Annotated in this window: 13 protein-coding genes; 6 read left to right on the forward strand and 7 right to left on the reverse strand. The window is 70.1% G+C overall.

Annotated features, from left to right (window positions below):
• Positions 1-71: 71 nt before the first annotated feature.
• Entirely contained in the window at positions 72-1,319 is a 1,248-nt protein-coding gene (locus tag ACN260_RS26630) for a PP2C family protein-serine/threonine phosphatase (RefSeq protein WP_422753579.1), read from the forward strand.
• Positions 1,320-1,326: 7 nt separating this feature from the next.
• Here ACN260_RS26630 and ACN260_RS26635 read toward each other — a convergent pair whose 3' ends face one another.
• On the reverse strand, positions 1,327-1,674 hold the full coding sequence (locus ACN260_RS26635; RefSeq protein WP_422753580.1) for an STAS domain-containing protein: 348 nt from the start codon (positions 1,672-1,674) through the stop codon (positions 1,327-1,329).
• A gap of 336 nt (positions 1,675-2,010) precedes the next feature.
• Between ACN260_RS26635 and ACN260_RS26640 the strand changes: the two genes are divergently transcribed.
• Entirely contained in the window at positions 2,011-4,560 is a 2,550-nt protein-coding gene (locus ACN260_RS26640; RefSeq protein ID WP_422753581.1) for an FIMAH domain-containing protein, read from the forward strand.
• Between the two features lie 214 nt (positions 4,561-4,774).
• On the opposite strand, the gene ACN260_RS26645 is transcribed toward ACN260_RS26640, so the two are convergent.
• Complete coding sequence (locus ACN260_RS26645) at positions 4,775-5,446, reverse strand: DUF305 domain-containing protein (protein ID WP_422753582.1); 672 nt, start codon at positions 5,444-5,446, stop codon at positions 4,775-4,777.
• A gap of 260 nt (positions 5,447-5,706) precedes the next feature.
• On the opposite strand from ACN260_RS26645, the gene ACN260_RS26650 reads away from it, so the two are divergent.
• A complete protein-coding gene (locus ACN260_RS26650) occupies positions 5,707-8,700 on the forward strand; it encodes a family 16 glycoside hydrolase (protein ID WP_422753583.1) in 2,994 nt (997 codons plus the stop codon).
• A gap of 85 nt (positions 8,701-8,785) precedes the next feature.
• Here the strand turns inward: ACN260_RS26650 and ACN260_RS26655 are convergent, their stop codons facing one another.
• Complete coding sequence (locus tag ACN260_RS26655; RefSeq protein ID WP_422753584.1) at positions 8,786-11,563, reverse strand: ATP-binding protein; 2,778 nt, start codon at positions 11,561-11,563, stop codon at positions 8,786-8,788.
• Between the two features lie 413 nt (positions 11,564-11,976).
• Here ACN260_RS26655 and ACN260_RS26660 point away from each other — a divergent pair, with 413 nt between their 5' ends.
• Entirely contained in the window at positions 11,977-13,125 is a 1,149-nt protein-coding gene (locus tag ACN260_RS26660) for a hypothetical protein (RefSeq protein ID WP_422753585.1), read from the forward strand.
• Between the two features lie 328 nt (positions 13,126-13,453).
• On the opposite strand, the gene ACN260_RS26665 is transcribed toward ACN260_RS26660, so the two are convergent.
• From ACN260_RS26665 to ACN260_RS26675, 3 genes are all read right to left on the reverse strand, one after another.
• Positions 13,454-15,583 (reverse strand): NB-ARC domain-containing protein, encoded by a 2,130-nt coding sequence (locus tag ACN260_RS26665; RefSeq protein ID WP_422753586.1) that lies wholly within the window; start codon positions 15,581-15,583, stop codon positions 13,454-13,456.
• A 79-nt stretch (positions 15,584-15,662) separates the two neighbouring features.
• Positions 15,663-16,043, reverse strand: a complete 381-nt coding sequence (locus ACN260_RS26670; RefSeq protein ID WP_422753587.1) for a hypothetical protein — start codon at positions 16,041-16,043, stop codon at positions 15,663-15,665.
• A 1,109-nt stretch (positions 16,044-17,152) separates the two neighbouring features.
• Entirely contained in the window at positions 17,153-18,367 is a 1,215-nt protein-coding gene (locus ACN260_RS26675; protein WP_422753588.1) for a PP2C family protein-serine/threonine phosphatase, read from the reverse strand.
• 136 nt (positions 18,368-18,503) lie between these two features.
• On the opposite strand from ACN260_RS26675, the gene ACN260_RS26680 reads away from it, so the two are divergent.
• Together ACN260_RS26680 and ACN260_RS26685 are read left to right on the forward strand one after the other, a co-directional pair.
• Positions 18,504-18,893, forward strand: a complete 390-nt coding sequence (locus ACN260_RS26680; RefSeq protein WP_422753589.1) for a DUF1304 domain-containing protein — start codon at positions 18,504-18,506, stop codon at positions 18,891-18,893.
• A gap of 228 nt (positions 18,894-19,121) precedes the next feature.
• The gene (locus ACN260_RS26685; protein ID WP_422753590.1) at positions 19,122-19,676 is read left to right on the forward strand and encodes a hypothetical protein; all 555 of its coding nucleotides are present in this window, start codon (positions 19,122-19,124) and stop codon (positions 19,674-19,676) included.
• Positions 19,677-19,692: 16 nt separating this feature from the next.
• Here ACN260_RS26685 and ACN260_RS26690 read toward each other — a convergent pair whose 3' ends face one another.
• Positions 19,693-20,376 carry a response regulator gene (locus ACN260_RS26690; protein WP_422753591.1) on the reverse strand — a complete coding sequence of 228 codons (684 nt, stop codon included), beginning with the start codon at positions 20,374-20,376 and terminating at the stop codon, positions 19,693-19,695.
• Positions 20,377-20,385 lie beyond the last annotated feature (9 nt).

Consider the following 20,385-nt stretch of genomic DNA (forward strand, 5'->3'; position numbering starts at 1 on the left):
GCCGGGAGCGGGAGCGCCGCCGCCCGCTCGCCCGTGAGGCGGCCGGCACCGGGAGTGCATATGCTCCAAAGATGGAGGACAGCGAGCAGGTCGTGCTGGCCGAGATGCTGCAGTCGGCCGAGGACGCCGCGCCGGTCGAGGCGGTCGAGGCGGTCACCGGGGCGATCGCCACGGCGTTGAACGCGCTCGCCGTGTCCCTGCTGATCGCCGATCTCAGCGGCCGGGCCCTGGTCCGGCTGAGCCACCAGCCGGGCGTCGCCGGGCCGGGTCGCCTCCAGGGCGAGGAACTCGCCGAGGTGGTGCCCTTCGACGGCGGCCCCTACGAGCAGGCGGTCCGCCACCAGGCACCCCGGCTGCTTCCCGGTGACGGCCGGTGGACGCTGCTCGCCCCGGTCACCGAACGCGGCGAGGCCATCGGCCTGCTGGAGATCGACCTGCCCGACGAGCCGGACGCCGGGGTGATCGAGCGGGTCGCCCGTACCGCGCACGCGCTGGCGTTCGTGGTGATCGCCAACCGGCGGCACACCGACCTGTTCGAGTGGGGGCAGCGCAGCACCCCGTTCACCCTCTCGGCCGAAATCCAGCGTCGACTGCTGCCCGCCTCGTTCACCTGCGAGGCCGGGGCGTTCGCCCTCTCCGGCTGGTTGGAGCCGGCCGCCAGCGTGGGCGGGGACACCTTCGACTACAGCGTGGCCCGGGACGTGCTGCACGTCAGCGTCACCGACGCGATGGGCCACGGGGTCGCCAGCGCGTTGACCGCCACCCTCGGGGTGGGCAGCCTGCGCAACACCCGTCGTCGGGGGATGGGCCTCACCGGGCAGGCCGAGGAGGCCAACCGCGCCATCGCCGCGCACGCCAACGTCCGTGGCGCGTACGTGACGGCGGTGCTGGGCCGGATCGACCTGGCCACCGGACGCTGCGAACTGCTCAACGCCGGGCACGTCCCGCCGATGCTGGTCCGCGACGGCCGGACCACGGTGCCGGAGCTGCCCGGCAACTTTTCGCTCGGCATGTTCCCCGAGGCGGGGTTCCGCAGCGGGGAGGTCGTGCTGCGGCCCGGTGACCGGCTGGTCGTGGTGACCGACGGGATGCGCGAACGCAACGCCGCCGATCTCGACCTGCCGGCCGCCCTGCACGACATCGCGTCGTTGCACCCCCGCGAGGCGGTCCGGGCGCTGTCGGACGCGGTGCTGGCCACCGCCGGCCCGACCCTGGCCGACGACGCCACCCTGATGATCATCGACTGGTACGGCGACCACGGGCCGCGCCGCAGCACCGCCGGTGCGGACACCGACCGGGCCAGCGCCCCGTCCCGGTGAAGGACGCTCACGCCGCCCGGGTCGCCGCCTCGGCGTCGCGCACCGTGTCGAAGATGTCGATGACCTGGTCGACCGAGGTGATCGACAACACCGTGCGGACCGACCGGCGGACCCCGGCCAGCCCCAGCCAGCCGCCGCGTTCCCGCAGCTCGCGGTAGGCGACCACCAGCGCGCCGAGGCCGCTGGAGTCCATGAACCCGACGCCGGTCAGGTCGACCACCACCACCCGGGCACCGCCCTCGATCACCTCGCGTAGCCGTTCCCGCAACTGGGGGGTGGTGCCCATGTCGAGGTCGCCGACGACTTCGACCACCGTGCCGGCCCCCTCCTGGCGGGTCGACAGCGTGAATTCCACCTGAACCCCCTTCGTCACGGCGTACCGGTCGTCCGGTGCGCGGTATGTCGTACCCACGGTGCCAGATACCGAACACGAGCGCCCGGAGACGTCCACCGGATGACCGGGCGCGGGTGGCGACTCGACGAGTGGCGTAGGGACCGGGGCGGCGGCTCCTACGACTGTCGTGGCCTGCGTGGCCGCCCGGGAGCAATTGCGTACGGCTTGCCGCGCAAACGCGTACATAGCTCACATGGACGTCTTGACCAGCACCGCACGGTCGGTACGGTCCTTACTCACGCGGCGCGTTTCTCCCGATGTGGACGTCGCGGCTGGTCTTCGATCGGAAGGCGACACATGACAACTCCCCCAACCACCAGGGCACGCCGGGGTCGACGGACCCTCGGCCTGATAGCCGCGGGGCTGCTGCTGGCCGGCGCGCTCCCCGGCACCGCGTCGGCGGCGGACCCCGATCCGCGCGTCGGCCTCGGCGGCGGCTGGCTCGACGCACAGTCCGCGATCAGCAACCTGGAACACGTCGCGCACCGCGACAAGCCCGCCGGGTTCGTCGACCCGACGAACCCGGGCAACGGCGGGTACTACAACTCGGATCTCGCCTTCGGCGGCCGGTACGCCTTCCAGGGCAACTACAACGGGTTCACCGTCGTCGACATCGCCGACCCGGCCGAGCCGACGCTGGTCACCAGCGTCGTGTGCCCCGGCGGGCAGGGCGACCTCTCGGTGCACGGCAACCTGCTGTTCATGTCGGTCGAGGAGAGCCGGGGCCGGGTCGACTGCGGCACCAACCCCAACGTCGGTACCCGGTTCCAGGGGGTACGGGTCTTCGACATCAGCGACGTCCGCAACCCGGTGCAGGTGGCCGCCGTCCAGCTCTGCCGTGGCTCGCACACGCACTCCGTGGTGACCGACCCCCGCGACGCCGACAACGTCTACGTCTACGTCTCCGGCACCACCTCGGTACGGCCGGCGACCACGATGGAGGGTTGCAACAACAACGCCGCCGACGGGGAGAACCCGTCGCGGTGGCGGATCGACGTCATCAAGGTGCCGGTGGCCGCGCCGCAGGACGCCGCCGTGGTGAACCAGCCGAGGCTGTTCCAGGACCCGGTCACCGGTCGGGTCGACGGCCTGCAGAACGGCCCGGTCACGCCCCGGCACCCGTCCGGGTCGACCTGGTCGCCGACGCCGAACACCAACGCCTGCCACGACATCACCGCGTACCCGGCGATCGGGCTCGCGGCCGGCGCGTGCCAGGGCAACGGCATCCTGATCGACATCTCCGACCCGGCGAACCCGAAGCGGATCGACGAGGTCGCCGACCCGAACTTCGCGTACTGGCACTCGGCGACGTTCAACAACGACGGCACCAAGGTGATCTTCACCGACGAGTGGGGCGGTGGCAGCGGCGCACGCTGCCGCGACACCGACCAGCCGCAGTGGGGTGCCAATGCCATCTTCGACATCGTCGACAGGAAGATGACCTTCGCCAGCTACTACAAGCTGCCGGTGCCGCAGTCGCTGCAGGAGAACTGCGTCGCGCACAACGGCTCGCTGATCCCGGTGCCGGGCCGCGACGTCATGATGCAGGCCTGGTACCAGGGCGGCATCTCGGTGTTCGACTTCACCGACTCGAAGAACCCGCGCGAGATCGCATACTTCGACCGGGGCCCGGTCAACCCGAACGCGCTCGTGCTGGGCGGCTTCTGGTCGGCGTACTGGTACAACGGCAACCTGTACGGCAACGAGATCGCCCGCGGCTTCGACGTGTTCGCGCTGAAGCCCAGCGCCCACCTGTCGGCGGCCGAGATCGAGGCCGCCGCCCAGGTGAAGCTCGCCGGGTTCAACGCCCAGGGGCAGCCGAAGATCAGTTGGACGCCGAGCTTCGCGCTCGTCCGCGCGTACCACGACCAGGGGGTACGGGCCGGCACGATCGACCCGGCGTTGAGCGCGGAGGTCGACACGACCCTCGGCCGGGCCAGCGGGTTCGCCGCCGAGGGCAGGCGGTTCGCCGCCGAGGCGCAACTGCGGACGCTCGCCGACCGGCTGGACGCCGCAGCGTACGGGACGCTCCGCCAGGCCGTGGTGGACCTCGCGGACACCTTCAACCCCCGGGTCTCCGCCACGGTGGGCCCGGCCGAACCGACCGGTAGCAACGGCTGGTACACCGGTGCCGTCACGCTCACCCTGACCGGCCTTATCCCCGGCATGTGGACCGGCCAGTACTCCGTCGACGACGGCGTGACCTGGGTGGACGTGCCGGCCAGCGGCGTCGCGACGATCAGCGCCGAGGTCAGGGGCTCGGTGCGGTACCGGGCGGTCGACGCGGCCGGCAACACCTCCCGGCAGGGCAGCCAGTGGCTCAAGATCGACCGGACCGCCCCCGAGGTGCGGGTGTCCGGCCTGACCGACGGCACGGCGTACGGCGACTCCGGCACGGTGACGGTGGACTGGACGGTCACCGACACCGGCTCCGGGCCCGGCATCAACCCGGACAGCGCACTGCTGGACGGCAAGCGGATCGCCCGTGGGGCGACGGTCACCCTGTCCGGCCTCCCGCTGGGCAGCCACACCCTGACGGTGACCGCGAAGGACAAGGCCGGTAACACCACCAACCGGTCCGTCACGTTCACCACCACGACGTCCTTCGCCGACCTGCAGGCCCTCGTCGACGGTTACCGGTCAGCCGGTACCGTCAGCGCGGGCAACGCCGACAAGCTGACCACCAGCCTCGGCAAGGCCGGCGCGGCGGCCTCCGCAGGCCAGCCGGCGGAGGCAGTCGGGCACCTGACCGCCTTCCTCGACCAGGCCGGCGCGCTCAACGCCGTCGGGGCGCGCAACCTGCTGGTCCGCGACGCCCAGGCGCTGATCGACCAGTTCGACAGGTGACCCGCCCGGCCCGACCGGGCCGCCGGACCGCCTGAACCCGGGGCCTGCCCAGTGATGCTGGGCAGGCCCCGGCCGTTCCCCGGCCGCTCCGGCACCGGCCGCCGGGGCCTGCACCGGCGACCGGGCCTGCAGCGGCGACCGGGCCTGGACCAGCGACCGGGCCTGCGCCGGCGACCGGGCCTGCGCCGGCGACCGGGCGCGGTCGGCGACCCGGTCAGCCGAGCTTGGCCAACATCTGCTGCATGCGCTGGATCTCGATGCCCTGGTCGGCGTTGACCTCGCGGGCGAACTGGTCGCTCGCCGGTTCCAGGCCACCACCGGCGGCGTACAACTGCTCCACCATGGTCAGAGCGCCCTGGTGGTGGCGGATCATCGCGGTGAGGAAGAGCCTGTCGAACTCCGTCCCGCGCGCCTGCTTGAGCTGCTCGAACTGGGCGGCGGTGAGCATCCCCGGCATGAGCGCGTCGTGCGCCGCACCGTCGTGGCCGCCGGTGGCCGGCACGTTGCGCTCGGCGAGCCAGGCGCGCATCCGGGCGATCTCGTCGCCCTGCGACACCTCGATCCGCTTGGCCAGCAGCGTCACGTCGGGGCTGGTGGTGCGCCCGGGCAGCAGCGCGGTCATCGCCAGGGCCTGGGTGTGGTGCGGGATCATGCCCTGCACGAACCGGCTGTCGGCGGCGGTGAACCCGGGCGGCGAGACCTGCGCCAGGTCGGTGCCGGACAGTTGCCGGCCCGGCTGCCCGGGTGCGCCGGGCTGTACCACCCGGGACGTCGGCGGTTGGTACGCCGGGTCGTCCCGGCCGGCCCAGACGGCCACGCCCACCGCCGTGCCGAGGACGGCCGTGGCGACCACACCGGAAACGACCACGCGACGGGGCAGCGGCACGGTTCACCTACCAGTCCTGGCTTGAGCTGCGTGGATTCCATGGGCATAGTGCCTCACCCCCGACCCCGCCCACCAGCCCACGAGCCGGTGGATCCGACCCACCCACCTCGACTTTTGTTCAAACATCGAAAAGTTTCCCCAATTCGATTCAAAGTGCTAGTGTCTGCGATCAATCTTCGGTGTGACGCATGCCATACCGAACCGCCATCGGGAGAAAGTGGCGCGGTCCCCCGGCCGGGCCCACCACCACTGGAGGCACCATGACCACCCCGCACCGGCGGCGCAGATCCGCGCTCGTCGCCGCCGGCACCGCCCTGGCGACCGCGCTCGCCACCGGGTCCGTCACCCCGGCCACCGCCGCCCCCGCCGCCGACCTCCCGCCGCAGGAACCCGGCGTCACCCTGCGCACGTACGACATGGGCACCCCGCTGTCGGCGCTGTGCACCCTCAAACCCGCCCAGACGCCCAACGTCGACAAGCTGATGCCGCAGGTCAACTGGAGCAGCACCGACGACTTCGGGCTCGCCGACCGGTTCGTCAGCCACGTCACCGGCAACCTCGCCGCACCCGTCGACGGCACCTACGCCTTCCGCCTCACCAGCGACGACGGCTCCCGACTGAGCATCGGCGACACCGTCGTCGTCGACCACGACGGGTTGCACGGGGAAACCGCCAAGGAGGGAACGACCACCCTCACCGCCGGCCGGCACCCGCTGCGCATCGAGCACTTCGACGACGGCGGCGGCCAGGTGCTCCGGCTGGAATGGCGTCCACCGGGCAGCGCCGACTTCACCCTCGTGCCGACCTCCGCGCTGAGCACCGACGCCGGGGTCGTCCGGGTCACCGCGCCCGGCTGGAAGTACTGCGAGGGGGCCACCGACTCGGCCGGCGACGGCCTACCGCTCGACCGGGTGCACCCCGGCTACACCCTCACCGACCTGCGCCCCGACGGGTTCCGTCCGCAGGTCACCGGGATGGCGTTCCGGCCCGACGGCGCGCTCGTACTGAGCACCTGGGGCGGCACCGACAACGCCACCGGCGAGATCTGGGTGGCCACGGGCGCGACCGGCGCGACCGGCCCCGACCAGGTCACCTACCGCCGGTTCGCCGACGGGCTGCGCGAGCCGCAGGGCGTCGCCGTGGTCGACGGCACCTTCTACGTCAGCCAGAAGCACGAACTGACCGCGCTGCGCGACACCGACGGCGACGGCGTCGCCGACGACCGGCGTACGGTCGCCACCTGGCCATGGGGCGGCAACTTCCACGAGTTCGCGTTCGGCCTGCTCTACCGGGACGGGTTCTTCCACCTCAACCTGTCGGTCGCGATCAACCAGGGCGGCGCCACCACCGTGCCGCAGCCCGCGCCCAACCGGGGCACCTCGATCAAGGTGAACGCCCGGACCGGCAAGATCACCTACGTGGCCGGTGGGCTGCGGACCCCGAACGGGATCGGCTGGGGGCCGCGCGGCGAGGTCCTCGTAACCGACAACCAGGGTGGCTGGCTGCCCGCGTCCAAGCTCGTCCAGATCCAGCAGGGGGCGTTCTTCAACCACTACACCAGCCCCGACGGGCCGTACGACGACAAGCCGGTGACCCGGCCGATCGTCTGGCTCCCGCAGAACGAGATCGGCAACTCCCCGTCCAGTCCGGTGCTGTTGACGCAGGGCCCGTACGCCGGGCAGGTCGTCGTCGGTGACGTCACCTACGGCGGCCTGCAGCGGGTGTACCTCGACGAGGTCGAGGGCCAGTACCAGGGGGCGGTGTTCCGGCACACGCAGGGCCTGGAGGCCGGCGTCAACGAGGTCACCCTCGGCCCCGACGGTGCGCTCTACGTGGGCGGCGTCGGAGCCGGCGGCAACTGGGGCCAGGAGGGCAAACTCAGCTACGGGCTGCAGAAGCTCACCCCCAACGGCACCTCGACCTTCGAGGTCAGGCAGATGCGGGCCACCCCCAACGGGTTCGACCTGGAGTACACCGAGAAGCTGTCGCCGGAGACCGCGCAGCGGCTCGCCGAGGCGTACCAGGTGACGCAGTGGCGCTACGGGGCGACCAGCCAGTACGGCGGTCCCAAGCTCGACCTGGAGAAGCTCACGGTCACCAGGGCGGTGCTGGCGGCCAACGGGCGGACCGTCCGGCTGCGCATCCCCGGTCTCAAGGAGAACCGGGTGGTGCACGTCCGCTCGCCGCGCCCGTTCTCCGCCGCCGACGGTGAGCAGCTGTGGAACACCGAGGCGTGGTACACGCTCAACGAGATCCCCGGCCGGGTGGCCCAGCCGCAGACCTTCTTCGAGGCCGAGGAGGGTCGTACCGTCGGCGTCGGGATGGCCACCGACCACGCCGCCTACTCCGGCGCCGGCTTCGCCGCCGGGTTCGCCGACGACGGCTCGTCGACCCGGATCTCCGTCGACGTCGCCGAGGCCGGCAACCACGACCTGGCGATGCGCTACAGCAACGGCCCGAACCCGTTCTCCGGCCCGAAGCAGCTCAGCCTGTACGTCAACGGCAAACGGATCGAACAGACGGTCTTCCCGTCCACCGTCACCTGGGAGGAGTGGGGCACCGTCAGCACCAGGGTCCACCTGCGGCAGGGGCGCAACACCGTCGAGTACCGCAAGGAGAGTGCCGACTCCGGGCACGTCAACCTCGACGTGCTCGCCGTCCGGCCACGCGGGGAACGGATCACCCTGTTCGACGGCGGTGACCTCACCGAGTGGCAGCACACCGACGGACGCGAACCGGAGTGGACGCTCGACGGCAACACCATGACCGTACGCGGCGGCGACCTGCGTACCGTGCAGGCGTTCGGCGACTTCCGGCTGCACGTCGAGTTCAACCTGCCGCTCTACCCGCCGGAGGTGACCGGCCAGCAGCGCGCCAACAGCGGCGTCTACCTCCAGGACCGCTACGAGATCCAGGTGCTCGACTCGTTCGGCGTCGACCCGCCGCAGAACAACGACGCCGCCGCCATCTACACCCAGAAGGCGCCCGACGTGAACGCGGCCCGACCGCCGCAGACCTGGCAGACGTACGAGATCGAATACCGCCAGGCCCGCTACGACGCGGCCGGCGTCAAGGTGGCGAACCCCAGGGTCACCGTGGTGTGGAACGGCGTCACCGTGCACGACGACGTGGAGATTCTCGGCCCGACCGGCGGCAGCCGGCCTGAGGGCCCGGCGGCCGGCGCGATCCGGCTCCAGGACCACGGCAACCCGGTGCAGTACCGCAACATCTGGATCAAGCCGCTGGCCGGGTGACCCCGCCGCCGGCCGGGGACGTGACCGGGGACCGCTTCGGCGGCCCCCGGTCGCGCCGCCAGCGCCGCCGCGGGCACGGCGTGCCCTACCGCCCCCGGTGATGGTGGTACGCGGAGAGTCGGTCCCGGATGGCCTGCCGTTGCGGGTCGTTGGTGTCGTCGAGGATGTCGAGGGCCTCCCGACCCCGGCTGGCGGCGCCCTCCTGGTCGCCTGTAGCGCTGAGGGTGTCCGCCAGGACGGCGAGGGCCCGCGCCGTACGCACCGGGTCAGCCAGCTCGTCGCCGACGGCGCGGGCGATGGTCGCTTCGGCCAACGCGTCGTGGTGCCGCCCCCGGAGGAGCTGGGCCTCGGCCGAGATGGTGAGGGCGTCACAGCGGATCGTGTCGTCGGTGACGCGGTCGTGCAGGTCAAGCGCCACCCGGCTCTGCGCGAGCGCAATCTCGGGCTCGCCGGTGTCCAGGCCGAGCTCGGCGAGCCGGACATGGTTGAGGCTCTGCCCCCGCAGCGAGCCGATCCGGTCACAGATGACAAGAGCCTGCTGGTAGAGGCGGCGGGCCTGCCCGTAGTGCCCAAGCTGACGGTAGGCGTCGCCGAGGTGGTACAGGGTGAGTGCCTCACCGGTCGCGTGGCCGGCTGTCCGGCAGTCGGTCAGGACCTGCCGGAAGGTTTCGATGGCCGTGCTGGTCGCGCCGGACCGGAGCTGAACCGAGGCGAGATTGTGCCGGCAGACCATCTGCAACTCGGTGAAGCCCTTCTCACGGGCGAGGTGCAGCGCCTGCGCGAACAGGGCACCGGCACGCGAGTGATCGTGGCTGGTGAAGTAGGTGGCACCGAGGTTGATAAGCGTGCCCACCCGGGCCAGGTCATGGCCGTCGACGGTCGCGGCTTCGAGGGCGATCTGCAACATCTCCCGCATGTCCTCCTGGCTGCCGGACCGGTCGAAGACCTCATGGACCGTGTCGACGAGCTGCCAGGCGTGCCGGTGGAAACCCTCCCCCGCCGCGCTGCGGACCAGGGCGAGCAGGTTGGTCCGTTCCGCTTCACACCACCGCAGGGCGGCGGCGTCGGAGGTGAAGGTCATCGGTGTCACCGCGCCCGGCTCGGGCAGGTCAGGGACCGGCGGTCGGTCCGGTTCCAGGTGTCTGACGGCGTGGTAGGCCGTGAGCAGGTACCACTCCCACAGCCTGTGTAGCGCCGCCCGCCGCTGCTCGGCGGACACGTCCGCCCGGGCCCGGTCGGCGGCGTACCTGTGCAGCAGGTCATGCATCCGGTAGCGGCGGACGGCGTCGTGGTTGACCAGGTGCGCCCGGGCCAGTCGGTCGAGGGCCCGTTCCGCCTCGGCGGTGTCCACCGCCAGCATCGCCGCCGCCGCCTCGACGCCGATGGTGCTGCCCGGGCAGAGGCCGAAGAGGAGGAAGAGCCTGGCGGGCAGCGGGGCGAGCGCGTTGACCGACCAGGCGAAGACAGTCCGCAGGGTCAACTCGTCGGTCTCGTCACCCTCGATGTCGAGTAGCCGGTTCGCCAACTCGTCGGCCAGGTCGCCCAGTCGGACCTCGGGCCGCGACCCGACGTGCTCACCGATGACCCGCAACGCGAGCGGCAGCCCGCCCGACAGCCGGGCCAGCGTCTCCAACGCCGCAGGCTCCGCCTCGGCACGCCCGGGTCCGATGATCCGGCTGAGCATCCGGTGGCGTTCGGGACCCGACATCGGTGCGACGGTGAGGCTCCGGATGCCGTGTCGGACACTGAGCCCGCGAAGCCGGTCACGGCTGGTCACGATCGTGAGGCTGGTATCGGAGCGGGGAAGGAGCTGCTGCGCCTGGTCGGAGTCGATGACGTTGTCCAGCACCACGAGCATCCGCCGGCCCGTCATCAGCCGGTGGTAAAGCGCGACACGTCGGTCAGGGTCGTCGGGTACCCGGTCGGCCGGGACACCGAGGGCGACCAGAAAGCGGTGCAGTGCTTCCTGCGGGCGTACCGGCGGCACCGGGCCGTGCGCCTCCGCGTTGAGGCACAGCTGCCCCTCGGGAAACCAGCTCTGCCGGCGATGTCCCCAGTGTCCGGCAAGGGTCGTCTTACCCACCCCGGGCATCCCGGTCAGCACGACCACCTTTGCCTTACCACCGTCGGCGGCGAGGGCGTCCAGCTCGTCGAGCAGCCCGACGTTCCCGGTGTAGTCCGGCACGTCGTTCGGCAACTGCCGGGGCACCGACACCGCTTCGTTCACAGCGGACAGTCCATTGTTGCTCGGGAGAGCCGGCAGCAACTCCGCGACATCCAGCGCCGGCTCGGATCGCATCGTGCGGCGATAGCGGCGGCGGTAACCGGCAAGAAAGTCCCGGGCATCATAGGTGCGCCCGGCTGCGTGCAGCGCGGTGACCCACAATCTGGCCAGCCCTTCGTCGAGATGGTTCTCGATCAGCAGCGGTTCCAGTCGGGCCAGCACCCGATCGTATCGACCGACTGCCAACTCGCTCTTCGCCAGAAGTTTTATCGCCCTAAATTGCTTCTCCCGCATATCCCGCCGAAGATGTTCGCACCGCGCTCCGCGCAGGTCCGCGAGCGGATCGCCCCGCCACAACTCCACTGCCCGGATGAGCAGTGCGATCGACCGGTCGTGCTGGTCACGATCAATTGCCTGCTCTGCCTCGGCGGTCAACCGCAGGAAACGGTGATAATCGACCAACTCGGGATCAACGGTCAGCCGGTAGGCACCAGTGCCGGGCACCCGCACCAGGGCGTCCTGCAGACCGACGACACGCAAGGCCGCCCGCAGCCGGCTGGTCAGGGTGTAGAGCAGCGGCCGGCGAGCATCGACGGCAGAGTTCTGCCATAGAAATTCCACGATCGTCTCGACCCGCACAGGGTCTCCGGCGTGATACAGGAGGACGGCGAGCAGGCCCCGCTGCTTAGCCGCCCCCAGCGGGACCGGCCGCCCCTCGAATCGAAGTTCAGTGGGACCCAGAATCGTGAACTCCACCAGCTCGACCCCCACCCGATCTTGATCGACTCTCGCCTATTAGATTCTTGTTCCAAAGGGCCGACCACTTCAAACCTTTCTACGTGAAGTCTAAAATCGGACATTCCCCTTCCCAGCTCATTGCAAGCCCGCTGCAAGGCGATCAGCAAGGTGATCCACAACAGGCTCCGCAACGCTGAATCCCGTCCACATTCAGCGCAGGAGGGATACCAATGACGTCGCTGGAATGGCCACCCGCCCCCGTCGGGATCGATGCAAGTCGCTGGGTAAGTCGGGCAGGCTGCCGAACAGTGCTCGTGGCGACCCATACGATCGCAAGCTGCCACCGGCTGCTCGACGTGGTCGAGTACATCGAGAGCGACCCCCGTGTGCAGTTGGTCTTCACGGTGGCCCCGGATGTCTTCAACCATCAGGTGAAGCGGTTCCTCGACCGGCTGGGCGCGTTCGTCCTGCCCTGGCACCAGGCCATCCGGGAGCACTTCGATCTCGGTCTCGCCGCTGCCTACGGCGGGCTGCACCAACTGCACACACCCCTGCTGCTGATGGCGCACGGAGCCGGACACGGCAAACGGGTCAGACCCGGGCCGTATGGCGGACCGGTGCTCGCCGAACCACCGATTTACGGCCTCGACGCGCAGCGGCTGACCCACGGCGGCCGGGTGCTCCCGACCGCCCTCGCTCTCTCCCACGACCACGAGGTGGAGGTGTTACGCAGGCAGTGCCCGGAAGCAGTCGAGGCGGCGGTGGTCGTCGGCGACCCCTGCATCGACCGGCTTGTTGCCAGCATTCCCTGGCGACCGGAATACCGACGCCACATGGGGGTGGACGAGCAGCACGAACTCGTCCTGGTCTCCTCCACCTGGGGTCGGGACGGCGTCTTCGGGCACTGGCCCGATCTGCTTCCACAGTTGATGGCGCAGCTACCACCGGACCGATACCGGATCGCCGCGCTGCTGCACCCGGCGGTCTGGGACGCGCACGGCCACCGCCAGGTGCGGGCCTGGCTCCGGGACTGCCTCGACGTCGGGTTGCTACTACCCGATCCGACCGAGGACTGGCGCGGACCGGTGGTCGCAGCCGACCACGTCATCGGCGACCACGGTTCCGTCAGCGCCTACGCCGCCGCCATCGGACGACCGGTACTGCTGCTACCCGGTCTGCGGTCGCTGCCCGCCGCCGGCACGCCCCAGCACCTGCTCGACGCCACCGCCACCCGACTGGACCCGCACCGCCCGCTGGCACCCCAACTCACACTGGCCTGCGAGATCGACAGGCAGGCGGTGCAGGCCGCGCTGACCGGCCGTCCGGGGGAGGCCGGAGTGCTGCTAAGGCGCACCATGTACCAACTGCTCCAACTGGAAGAGCCCGGTCGGCACCGGCAGACCGGGCCGGTGCCGGCACCTCAACTGAATTGTGGGAGGCTCGGCCATGACCTCGCCAGCTGAGCCCGTCGTCGTGGCGCTCCTGACCGGTCGGCCGGTACCTCGCTCGGCGCGGCTGGCCGACATCGTAGTGACCGTCATCGACTCCGAGAGCCCGACCGAGGTCGGCACGGCCCTCCTCACGGCGTACCCCGGGATAGCTCTCGCCATCGTCGGCACCCTCTCGGGCGACGTCACCGTCGGCGTGCGCAACGGCCCGCCGCTCCGCCTCGGCCAAGTCGTCGCCCCCGACCTGCTGACGGTCGGACTGCTCACCGCCACAGCTCGGTTGCTCCACACCCGCTGGGTCGCCGGAACGCTGTACCAACAGCACACCATCCTCGACGCGCTACTACTCGCCCACGCCGCCGGCCAGTTCGTCGAGTCGACGGAGCACGTCGGGCAGACGGGGCGAGTCGAGCGCGGCGAAGATATCGGCTGCCTCCCGGAAGTGCCGGCGTGCGGCGTCAACGTCGCCGCGCCGCTGGGCGACACGGCCGAGCAGGCACACCGCCTCTGCCCGCTCGTTGTCCGCGCCGAGCTCGGCCAGCCGGAACACAGCCGCGTCGGCGGACTCCTCAGCGGCGTCCAGATCACCGGTTCCGAGGTGGGCACCGGCCAAGGCGACCAAAACCCGGGCGGTGTTGTAGGGGTCGATCTCGGTCAGCTCGGCGAAGATCTTCCGCGCCTCCACCAACAGCGGTAGTGCGTCGTGCGGGCGGCCGGTCCGGGTCCGGAGTGTGCCTAGGTTCAGACAGGACAGCCCCACGCTGCGCACGTCCGGCAACGCCCGCCGTTCGGCGAGCACCCGGGCGTACACCTCCGCGGCCAACTCCTCCCGGCTGGTGTCGGCATAGAGCGTGGCCAAACCCTCCTCTGCGTCAATCACACCCTGAACGTCGCCGGCCTGTCGATACCGGTCGACCGCCGCCAGCCCGTGCCGCTCGGCTGCCCCCTGATCACCGACCCGGCTGCACGCCCGGCTCAGTCGTTTGAGCATGTCCGCCTCGGCCCACACATTGCCCCAGGCCCGTGCGGCCTGGACACCACGCTCGTCGATCTCCAGCCGATCCCGATAGTTCTTGACGTAAAGCAGAAGAGGCCACATCACGTCACTGAGCTGCCAGGCCAGCTCGTGGTAATCGAGGCGGAGGGCGGTCCGACCGGCCTCCATCAGGTTGATCCGCTCCCGCTCCAACCAGCCGAGCGCAGCGGCCCGGTCGGTGAACTCGGGCGGCCCGTCCAAGGGCTGCAGATAGACGTACGGCAGCCGCCGCCGGTAGGGAGTCACCACCAGGTCCGCGCGGCGGGCGGCGGCGAGGTAGAACTCCAGCATCGCGCGTACCGTCGCCTGCCGGTCCTCTGGCGTGTCGTACTGCTCCGCCAGTTCACGAGCGTGCAGCTCTATCAGGTCGTGGTATCTGAACCGATCCTCGGAGACCTCCTCCAGCAGGCTCACGTTCAGCAACTCGCCCACCGCCGCACCCACCCGGGCCCTTTGGCCCCGGTCCGGTCCGGCCACCGCCACAACCAGGTCCAAACCGAATTCCGTGCCCGGGTGCAGCGCCAGTCTCCGGTACAGCGCCGCCGCCCCCGGCGTCAGAGCCTGGTACGAGAAGTTGAACATCGTCCTGACCGACATGTCGTCCTCCAATGACAGACCGGCGAGTCGCTGTGCCTCGTCGGCCAACTCGGCGACCATCCGACGAACTGTCAACTTGGGACGGGAGGCCAGTCGCCCCGCCGCAACCAGCAGTGCGATGGGCAGACCGCCACAGATTCCCGCCAACTCCTCAGCCGGCTCGGACTCGCTGACGATCCGCTCCCGGCCGACCATCCGGCCCAACAGCGCGACCGCCTGTCGGGCCGGTAACGGACCCACGTCGAGCAGGCGCGCACCCTCGGGTATCAACCCGGTCAACCGGCGGCGGCTGGTCACCATGACCATGGCGGACGTCGAGGCGGGCAACAACGGTCTGACCTGACCCGCCGAGAAGGCGTCGTCGAGCAGCACCAGCAGCGCTCTGTTTACGGTCAACGTGCGATACAGTGCGACCTGCTCGGCCAGGTCCAGCGGAATCCGCTCCGGCGCCACCCCCAGGGCACGAAGGAAGGCCGTCAGCGCCACCCCCGGGTCCAACGGCTGATCATCACTGAACCCACGCAGCCCGACGTACAACTGCCCGTCAGGGAAACGGGCCTGCCTACCATGTGCCCACTGCCTCGCCAAGGCCGACTTACCCACGCCGCCCTGCCCACACAGCACGGCGACGACATTTCCTCCCTCAGCGAAAAGGTCGTCCAACTCCGACATCTCCCGCGACCGGTCGGTGAAGTGCGGCGACGGAGCAGGTAACTGTCGCGGGGTCGGCAGAGGCTCGGCGGCCACGCCGGTGAAATGCACACCACCGTGAATGGCACCGGCCTGGACACTCAGGCCGGTCACGCTGCCCGATAGTTCGTTCGAGGTTCCGAACGGCATCACGCCTTCGGCTCCGTATGAATCCGTTCCCAATCGTCCGCGCCCCCACCCGCCCCGCCGTGAATCCCATCGACGAAAGCTAGAAAACGATGTCCCCCCGCACGTCGCGCGCCTGGACGACCTTCTCGGCCGTTCCGCTGAAGTGGTTAGTCACCTGCCCCTGCGCATCGCTGACACTCGACCCGGTGAGCCTGCGCCATTCGTCGTTGAGTGCCCTGGCGAACTGCGGGTCCCGAGCCATCACGTCAGCCAGGACTGAGGCGAGCGCGGTGTGCCGCCACTGCTCCTGCGGGTGCTCCACCGCGCCGTCGAGCACCGCCGATTCCGGGGTGCCCGAGCCGAACCGGTTTCGGACCATACGAACCAGGGAGCCGATCGCCTCCCGCGCTCCTGCTCCGAACGCCTCGGCACCCTTGGTCGCCAGCGTCGTCGCCACCGCAAGGACTAGCTGATCCTCCACGCCCGGCCTCCCATGCCCCACGTATTCAGACATAGACGATGCACATTGCCCCTGCCGCCGAGGCTGACGCCTTTAGGCGGCCTGGCCAATCCCACAATAGAGGGCTCAACGAAGTTCGCGGTGGTCCGGGCGGTCGTGGGTTTGTCGGGTAATGGCGCAGCGTGTGCGTAGGCAACGGTTGACAGGCTGCGGACGCCTTAGGCGTCGCGGCCACCGGTCCTGATCACCCGGTGGACGCCTTCGGAGTCGGCGTTGGTGATTCCGGTGCGGATGAACGCGAGGATCTGCGGCAACCAGGTGCCGATCATGGAGGCCTGGAGGGTGGAGTCCGGGCTGCAGCGTGACACGTTCCCCGGCCCGCGCTGGTATGGGCCAACGCGAGTCGATCGAGCAGGTCTCCCGCTCCGCGACCGTCTTAATCATCAGGGAAATCGTACACGATCCCCACGGCGGGGGTGATGGTTCCACAGCCCCCTGCAGGCCCTGACCATTCACGATTGCCAGAGTGTCGACTGGGCGAAACCGCGACAGTGCGGGGGCAAGGCTGCCCGTTCCGCAACGCCACTACGAGCAACCGTCGCGTGTCGTCAACCGCAGAACCCACCGAAGAGATCCGGCCGTCAAGAGCGGTCAACACGGCCAAGGCCCCGACGCCTCACCCGCAAAAACACCAAGTCAGCAGAAGTTCATTACTCGTGATTTCATATTAATAAGCCCAAAAAGGATATATATACCGCAAGTAGTTGCAGAATGCTTATACGAGAATACTCATCCCACTATTTGGCGACTGATCGACCGATCAGCACCGACGGGATACTGTTCCGCCGTGTTATGGATCATCATCTGGAGCAGGGTCGCCGTTGACCTCGCCTCCTCAGCAAACCTCCCCTCCCCCGACTCGCTGGCCGGCACCATGCTGGACTCACTGCCAAAATTGTCACTAATGTGGGTGAAATGGGTCGCTTGAGTAGCCTCGCAATTACTTAACGTTTACATTGACCCTGCGTTACGTGTCGCCGCCGGTCCGTCAGGCCGGCGGCGACACTGTTGGCCACATCATTTCGGCGCGGCTGGGCAGCTATCGATCCAGAATTCCGGCGACGGCCGACTCAGAGGGCTGTCATCCGCCGGTCGGGCAGGTGGGACAGCGGCGCGTGCGGCGGACGCCACTCCAGCAGCAGCGCCGTCGCGTCGTCGTCGAGCTGCCCCTCCTGGTACGCGACCACCGCACGCACCAGCCGGCGCATCGTCTCCGGGGTGGCCAACCGGTCGTTGAGGGCCCGGTCGACGAAGTCGACGAGCCGCGTCAACCCGAACCGTTCCCCGTCGCCGCCACGTGCGTCGGTGATGCCGTCGGTGTAGGCGAGGATGCGATCGCCGGCGTGCAGCTCCTCCTCGTACACCTCGGGGCGGCGGGTCGCCAGGTGGCCCAGGCCGAGCGGGAGCGCGGTCGGGCCCGGTAGTTCCCGGATCGCCTTGCCGTCGCGCAGCAGCAGGGCCCCCGGGTGACCGGCGTTGATCACCCGGAGCCGCCCGGTGTTCGGCTCCAGCTCGGCCAGGAGCGCCGTGGCGAACAGGTGCGGATGTTCGGAGCGTACCCACTTGTCGATGCTGAGCGCCGTGTCGACCAGGTCGAGGCCGCACCGGCGGGCGTTGCGGTAGGCGCTGACCACCAGTGATGCCAGGGTGCTGGCCTTGATGCCGTGCCCGCAGGTGTCGAACAGCCCGACGCTGAGCACGTCGCCGTTGAGCGCGTAGTCGAAGACGTCGCCGCCGACGTCGTAGCACGGTTCGAGGATGGTGGTGAGCACCATGTCGTCGGTGGCGAAGGTCAGCGGCGGCAGCAGCCCCCAGACGATCTCGGCGGCGACCTGCATGGGTAGCCGACGCCGCAGCCGTTCCACGACATCGCCGTACGGTCGGCGGCCGACCACCAGTTGACCGACACAGCTCGCCAGCTCCCACGCCGGCTCCTCCATGGTCTGATCACCGGCGACCGGTGAGACGATCTCCAGGACGCCCATCCGTTCGCACCCGACCAGCAGTGGAACCCAGATCCGGTCCGGATTGTCGGCCGCGCGCTGCACGTCGAGACCGGTGAACGCCCGACCGGCGAGGGTCGTCTCGATCGCCAGCTCACCACGGTCGAGACCGGCACCGGGCATCGGTACGAGGCTGGCCTGCTGGTAATCCGCCAGGTAGATCACGATCTCGGTGGCGGCCACGGCCGGCGCGACCCGGTTCACCAGCAGCGGCAGGTCGTCCGGCCCGCCCCGGGGCGCGGCGAGCTGGAGCCAACGCACCGCGTCACCCGCGTCGACCAACCTGAGCCTCCCCCACGTCTCCCCCACCGTAGGAGGCCGACGGCAAACCGCCAACACCTGGTTCGGGGAGCACGACGGGCAGGGAGAATGCCGGTGGCGGACATCTCGCGTCCGCGCGAACGAAGGAGGCAGCGGCGTGGTCGTCGCGGGACTCGTCCTGGCCGGCATCGCCGGCCTCATCCACGTCTACATCTTCTACCTGGAGTCGGTGGTCTGGACCAGCGCCCGCGCCCGCGCGGTCTTCGGCACCAGCCGCGAGGAGGCGGAGGCGACCCGGCAGCTCGCCTTCAACCAGGGCTTCTACAACCTCTTCCTGGCCGTCGCGATCGTCGTCGGCATCGTCGCCTACGCAGTCGGCGCGCACACCGTCGGCGCGACCCTGGTCTTCGTCGGTGCCGGGTCGATGGTCGCCGCCGGGCTGGTGCTGCTGATCTCGGCACCCGACAAGGCGGGCGCCGCGCTCAAGCAGCTCGTACCACCGCTCCTCGCCGTCGTCGCCCTGGCGGTCGGCCTCAGCCTCGGATAAGGAAGAGCGACGCTCGGTGATGTCTTCGTACGATGTTGCATCCGGTACGACTGACAGGAGCGTTCCATGTCCCCTGCACGCCCACGGTGGGCCGTAGCCGTCCTCGGCGGCGTCGCCCTCCTGATCACCGCCTGCGGTGGGAACGGTCCGGCGACGTCAGCTCCGTCGGGCGCGACGCCGACGACCGTGACCGGCACCACCCCGGCGTCCCCGACCCCGACTGCCGTCGTGCCGGATCTGCCGGCGTTGCAGAAGCAGGCGACCGCCGCGCTGATCGCCCCGGGGGATCTGGTCAAGATCGATGGCGCGCGTAAGCCGTCGCGGGACGTCAAGGAGACCTTCTGGGTCACCGACGTGTGCGGCCGGAACATCGCCGCCGACGTCGGCCCGCCGCACGCCAGCCACTCCCGCACCTGGTCTGCCGACGGTCTGTGGGTGCGCAACACGACCCACGCCTACACCGTCCCCGGCACGGCCGTGCTGGCCCAGGTGAAGGAAGCCGTCGGCAGTTGCAGGAAGTACCGGTCGCAGGGCGAGTCGATCACCATCCTCGGGCCGGCGACCCTGCCGAGTTACCGGGGCACGGAGGCCCGCTACGGGTACTGCTACCGCACGGAGCGGGCGAGCGGAACGGACTTCGTCGCCTGCGAAGCCTTCCTCGCCCGGGGCAACCTGGTGTCGGCCCTGATGGTGATCCGGGGGTCGAGCCGCAAGACCAACACCGACGGCCTGGTCGTCGTCGGGGCGGTGGCCGCCGAGGCGCTCGGCGGGAGCGCAGCCTGAGACCGGGCCGCACCGGTCAGGGGCGGTAGCGGTAGCCCGTACCCGGCTCGGTGATCAGGTGCCGGGGCCGGGCCGGGTCGTCCTCCAGCTTGCGCCGCAACTGCGCCAGGTACTGCCGCAGGTAGTTGGTCTCCTGCTGGTACTCCGGCCCCCACACCTCGAGCAGGAGCTGGCGTTGGCTGATCAGCTTCCCGGGGTGGCGCAGCAGCCGTTCCAGCACCGCCCACTGGGTGGGGGTGAGCCGGATCTCGACGCCGTCGTCCCGGGTGACGGTGCGGGCGGCCAGGTCGACAGTGTGCCGTCCCACCCGGGCGGTGGCGGTCGCGTCGACGGGTGAGGCGGCGAGGCGGCGGGTGACGGCGCGGATCCGGGCGAGGAGTTCATCCACCCCGAACGGCTTGGTGACGTAGTCGTCGGCGCCGGCGTCGAGGGCGGCGACCTTGTCCGCGCTGCCGGCCCGCCCGGAGAGCACGATGATCGGGATGGTGGTCCAGCCCCGCAGACCCCGGATGACCTCCACGCCGTCGAGGTCGGGCAGGCCCAGGTCGAGCACCACCAGGTCCGGCGGGTGGCCGGCGGCCGCCTTCAGCGCGGCCGTGCCGGTTTCGGCGACCTCGACGTCGTACCCCCGGGCGCGCAGGTTGATCCGCAGCGCGCGGAGGATCTGTGGTTCGTCGTCGACGACCAGGATGCGGGTCACCGGTCCGGC

Source organism: Micromonospora sp. WMMD708, from assembly GCF_049315245.1.
In the GTDB taxonomy this organism is placed as follows: Bacteria; Actinomycetota; Actinomycetes; order Mycobacteriales; family Micromonosporaceae; genus Micromonospora; species Micromonospora wenchangensis.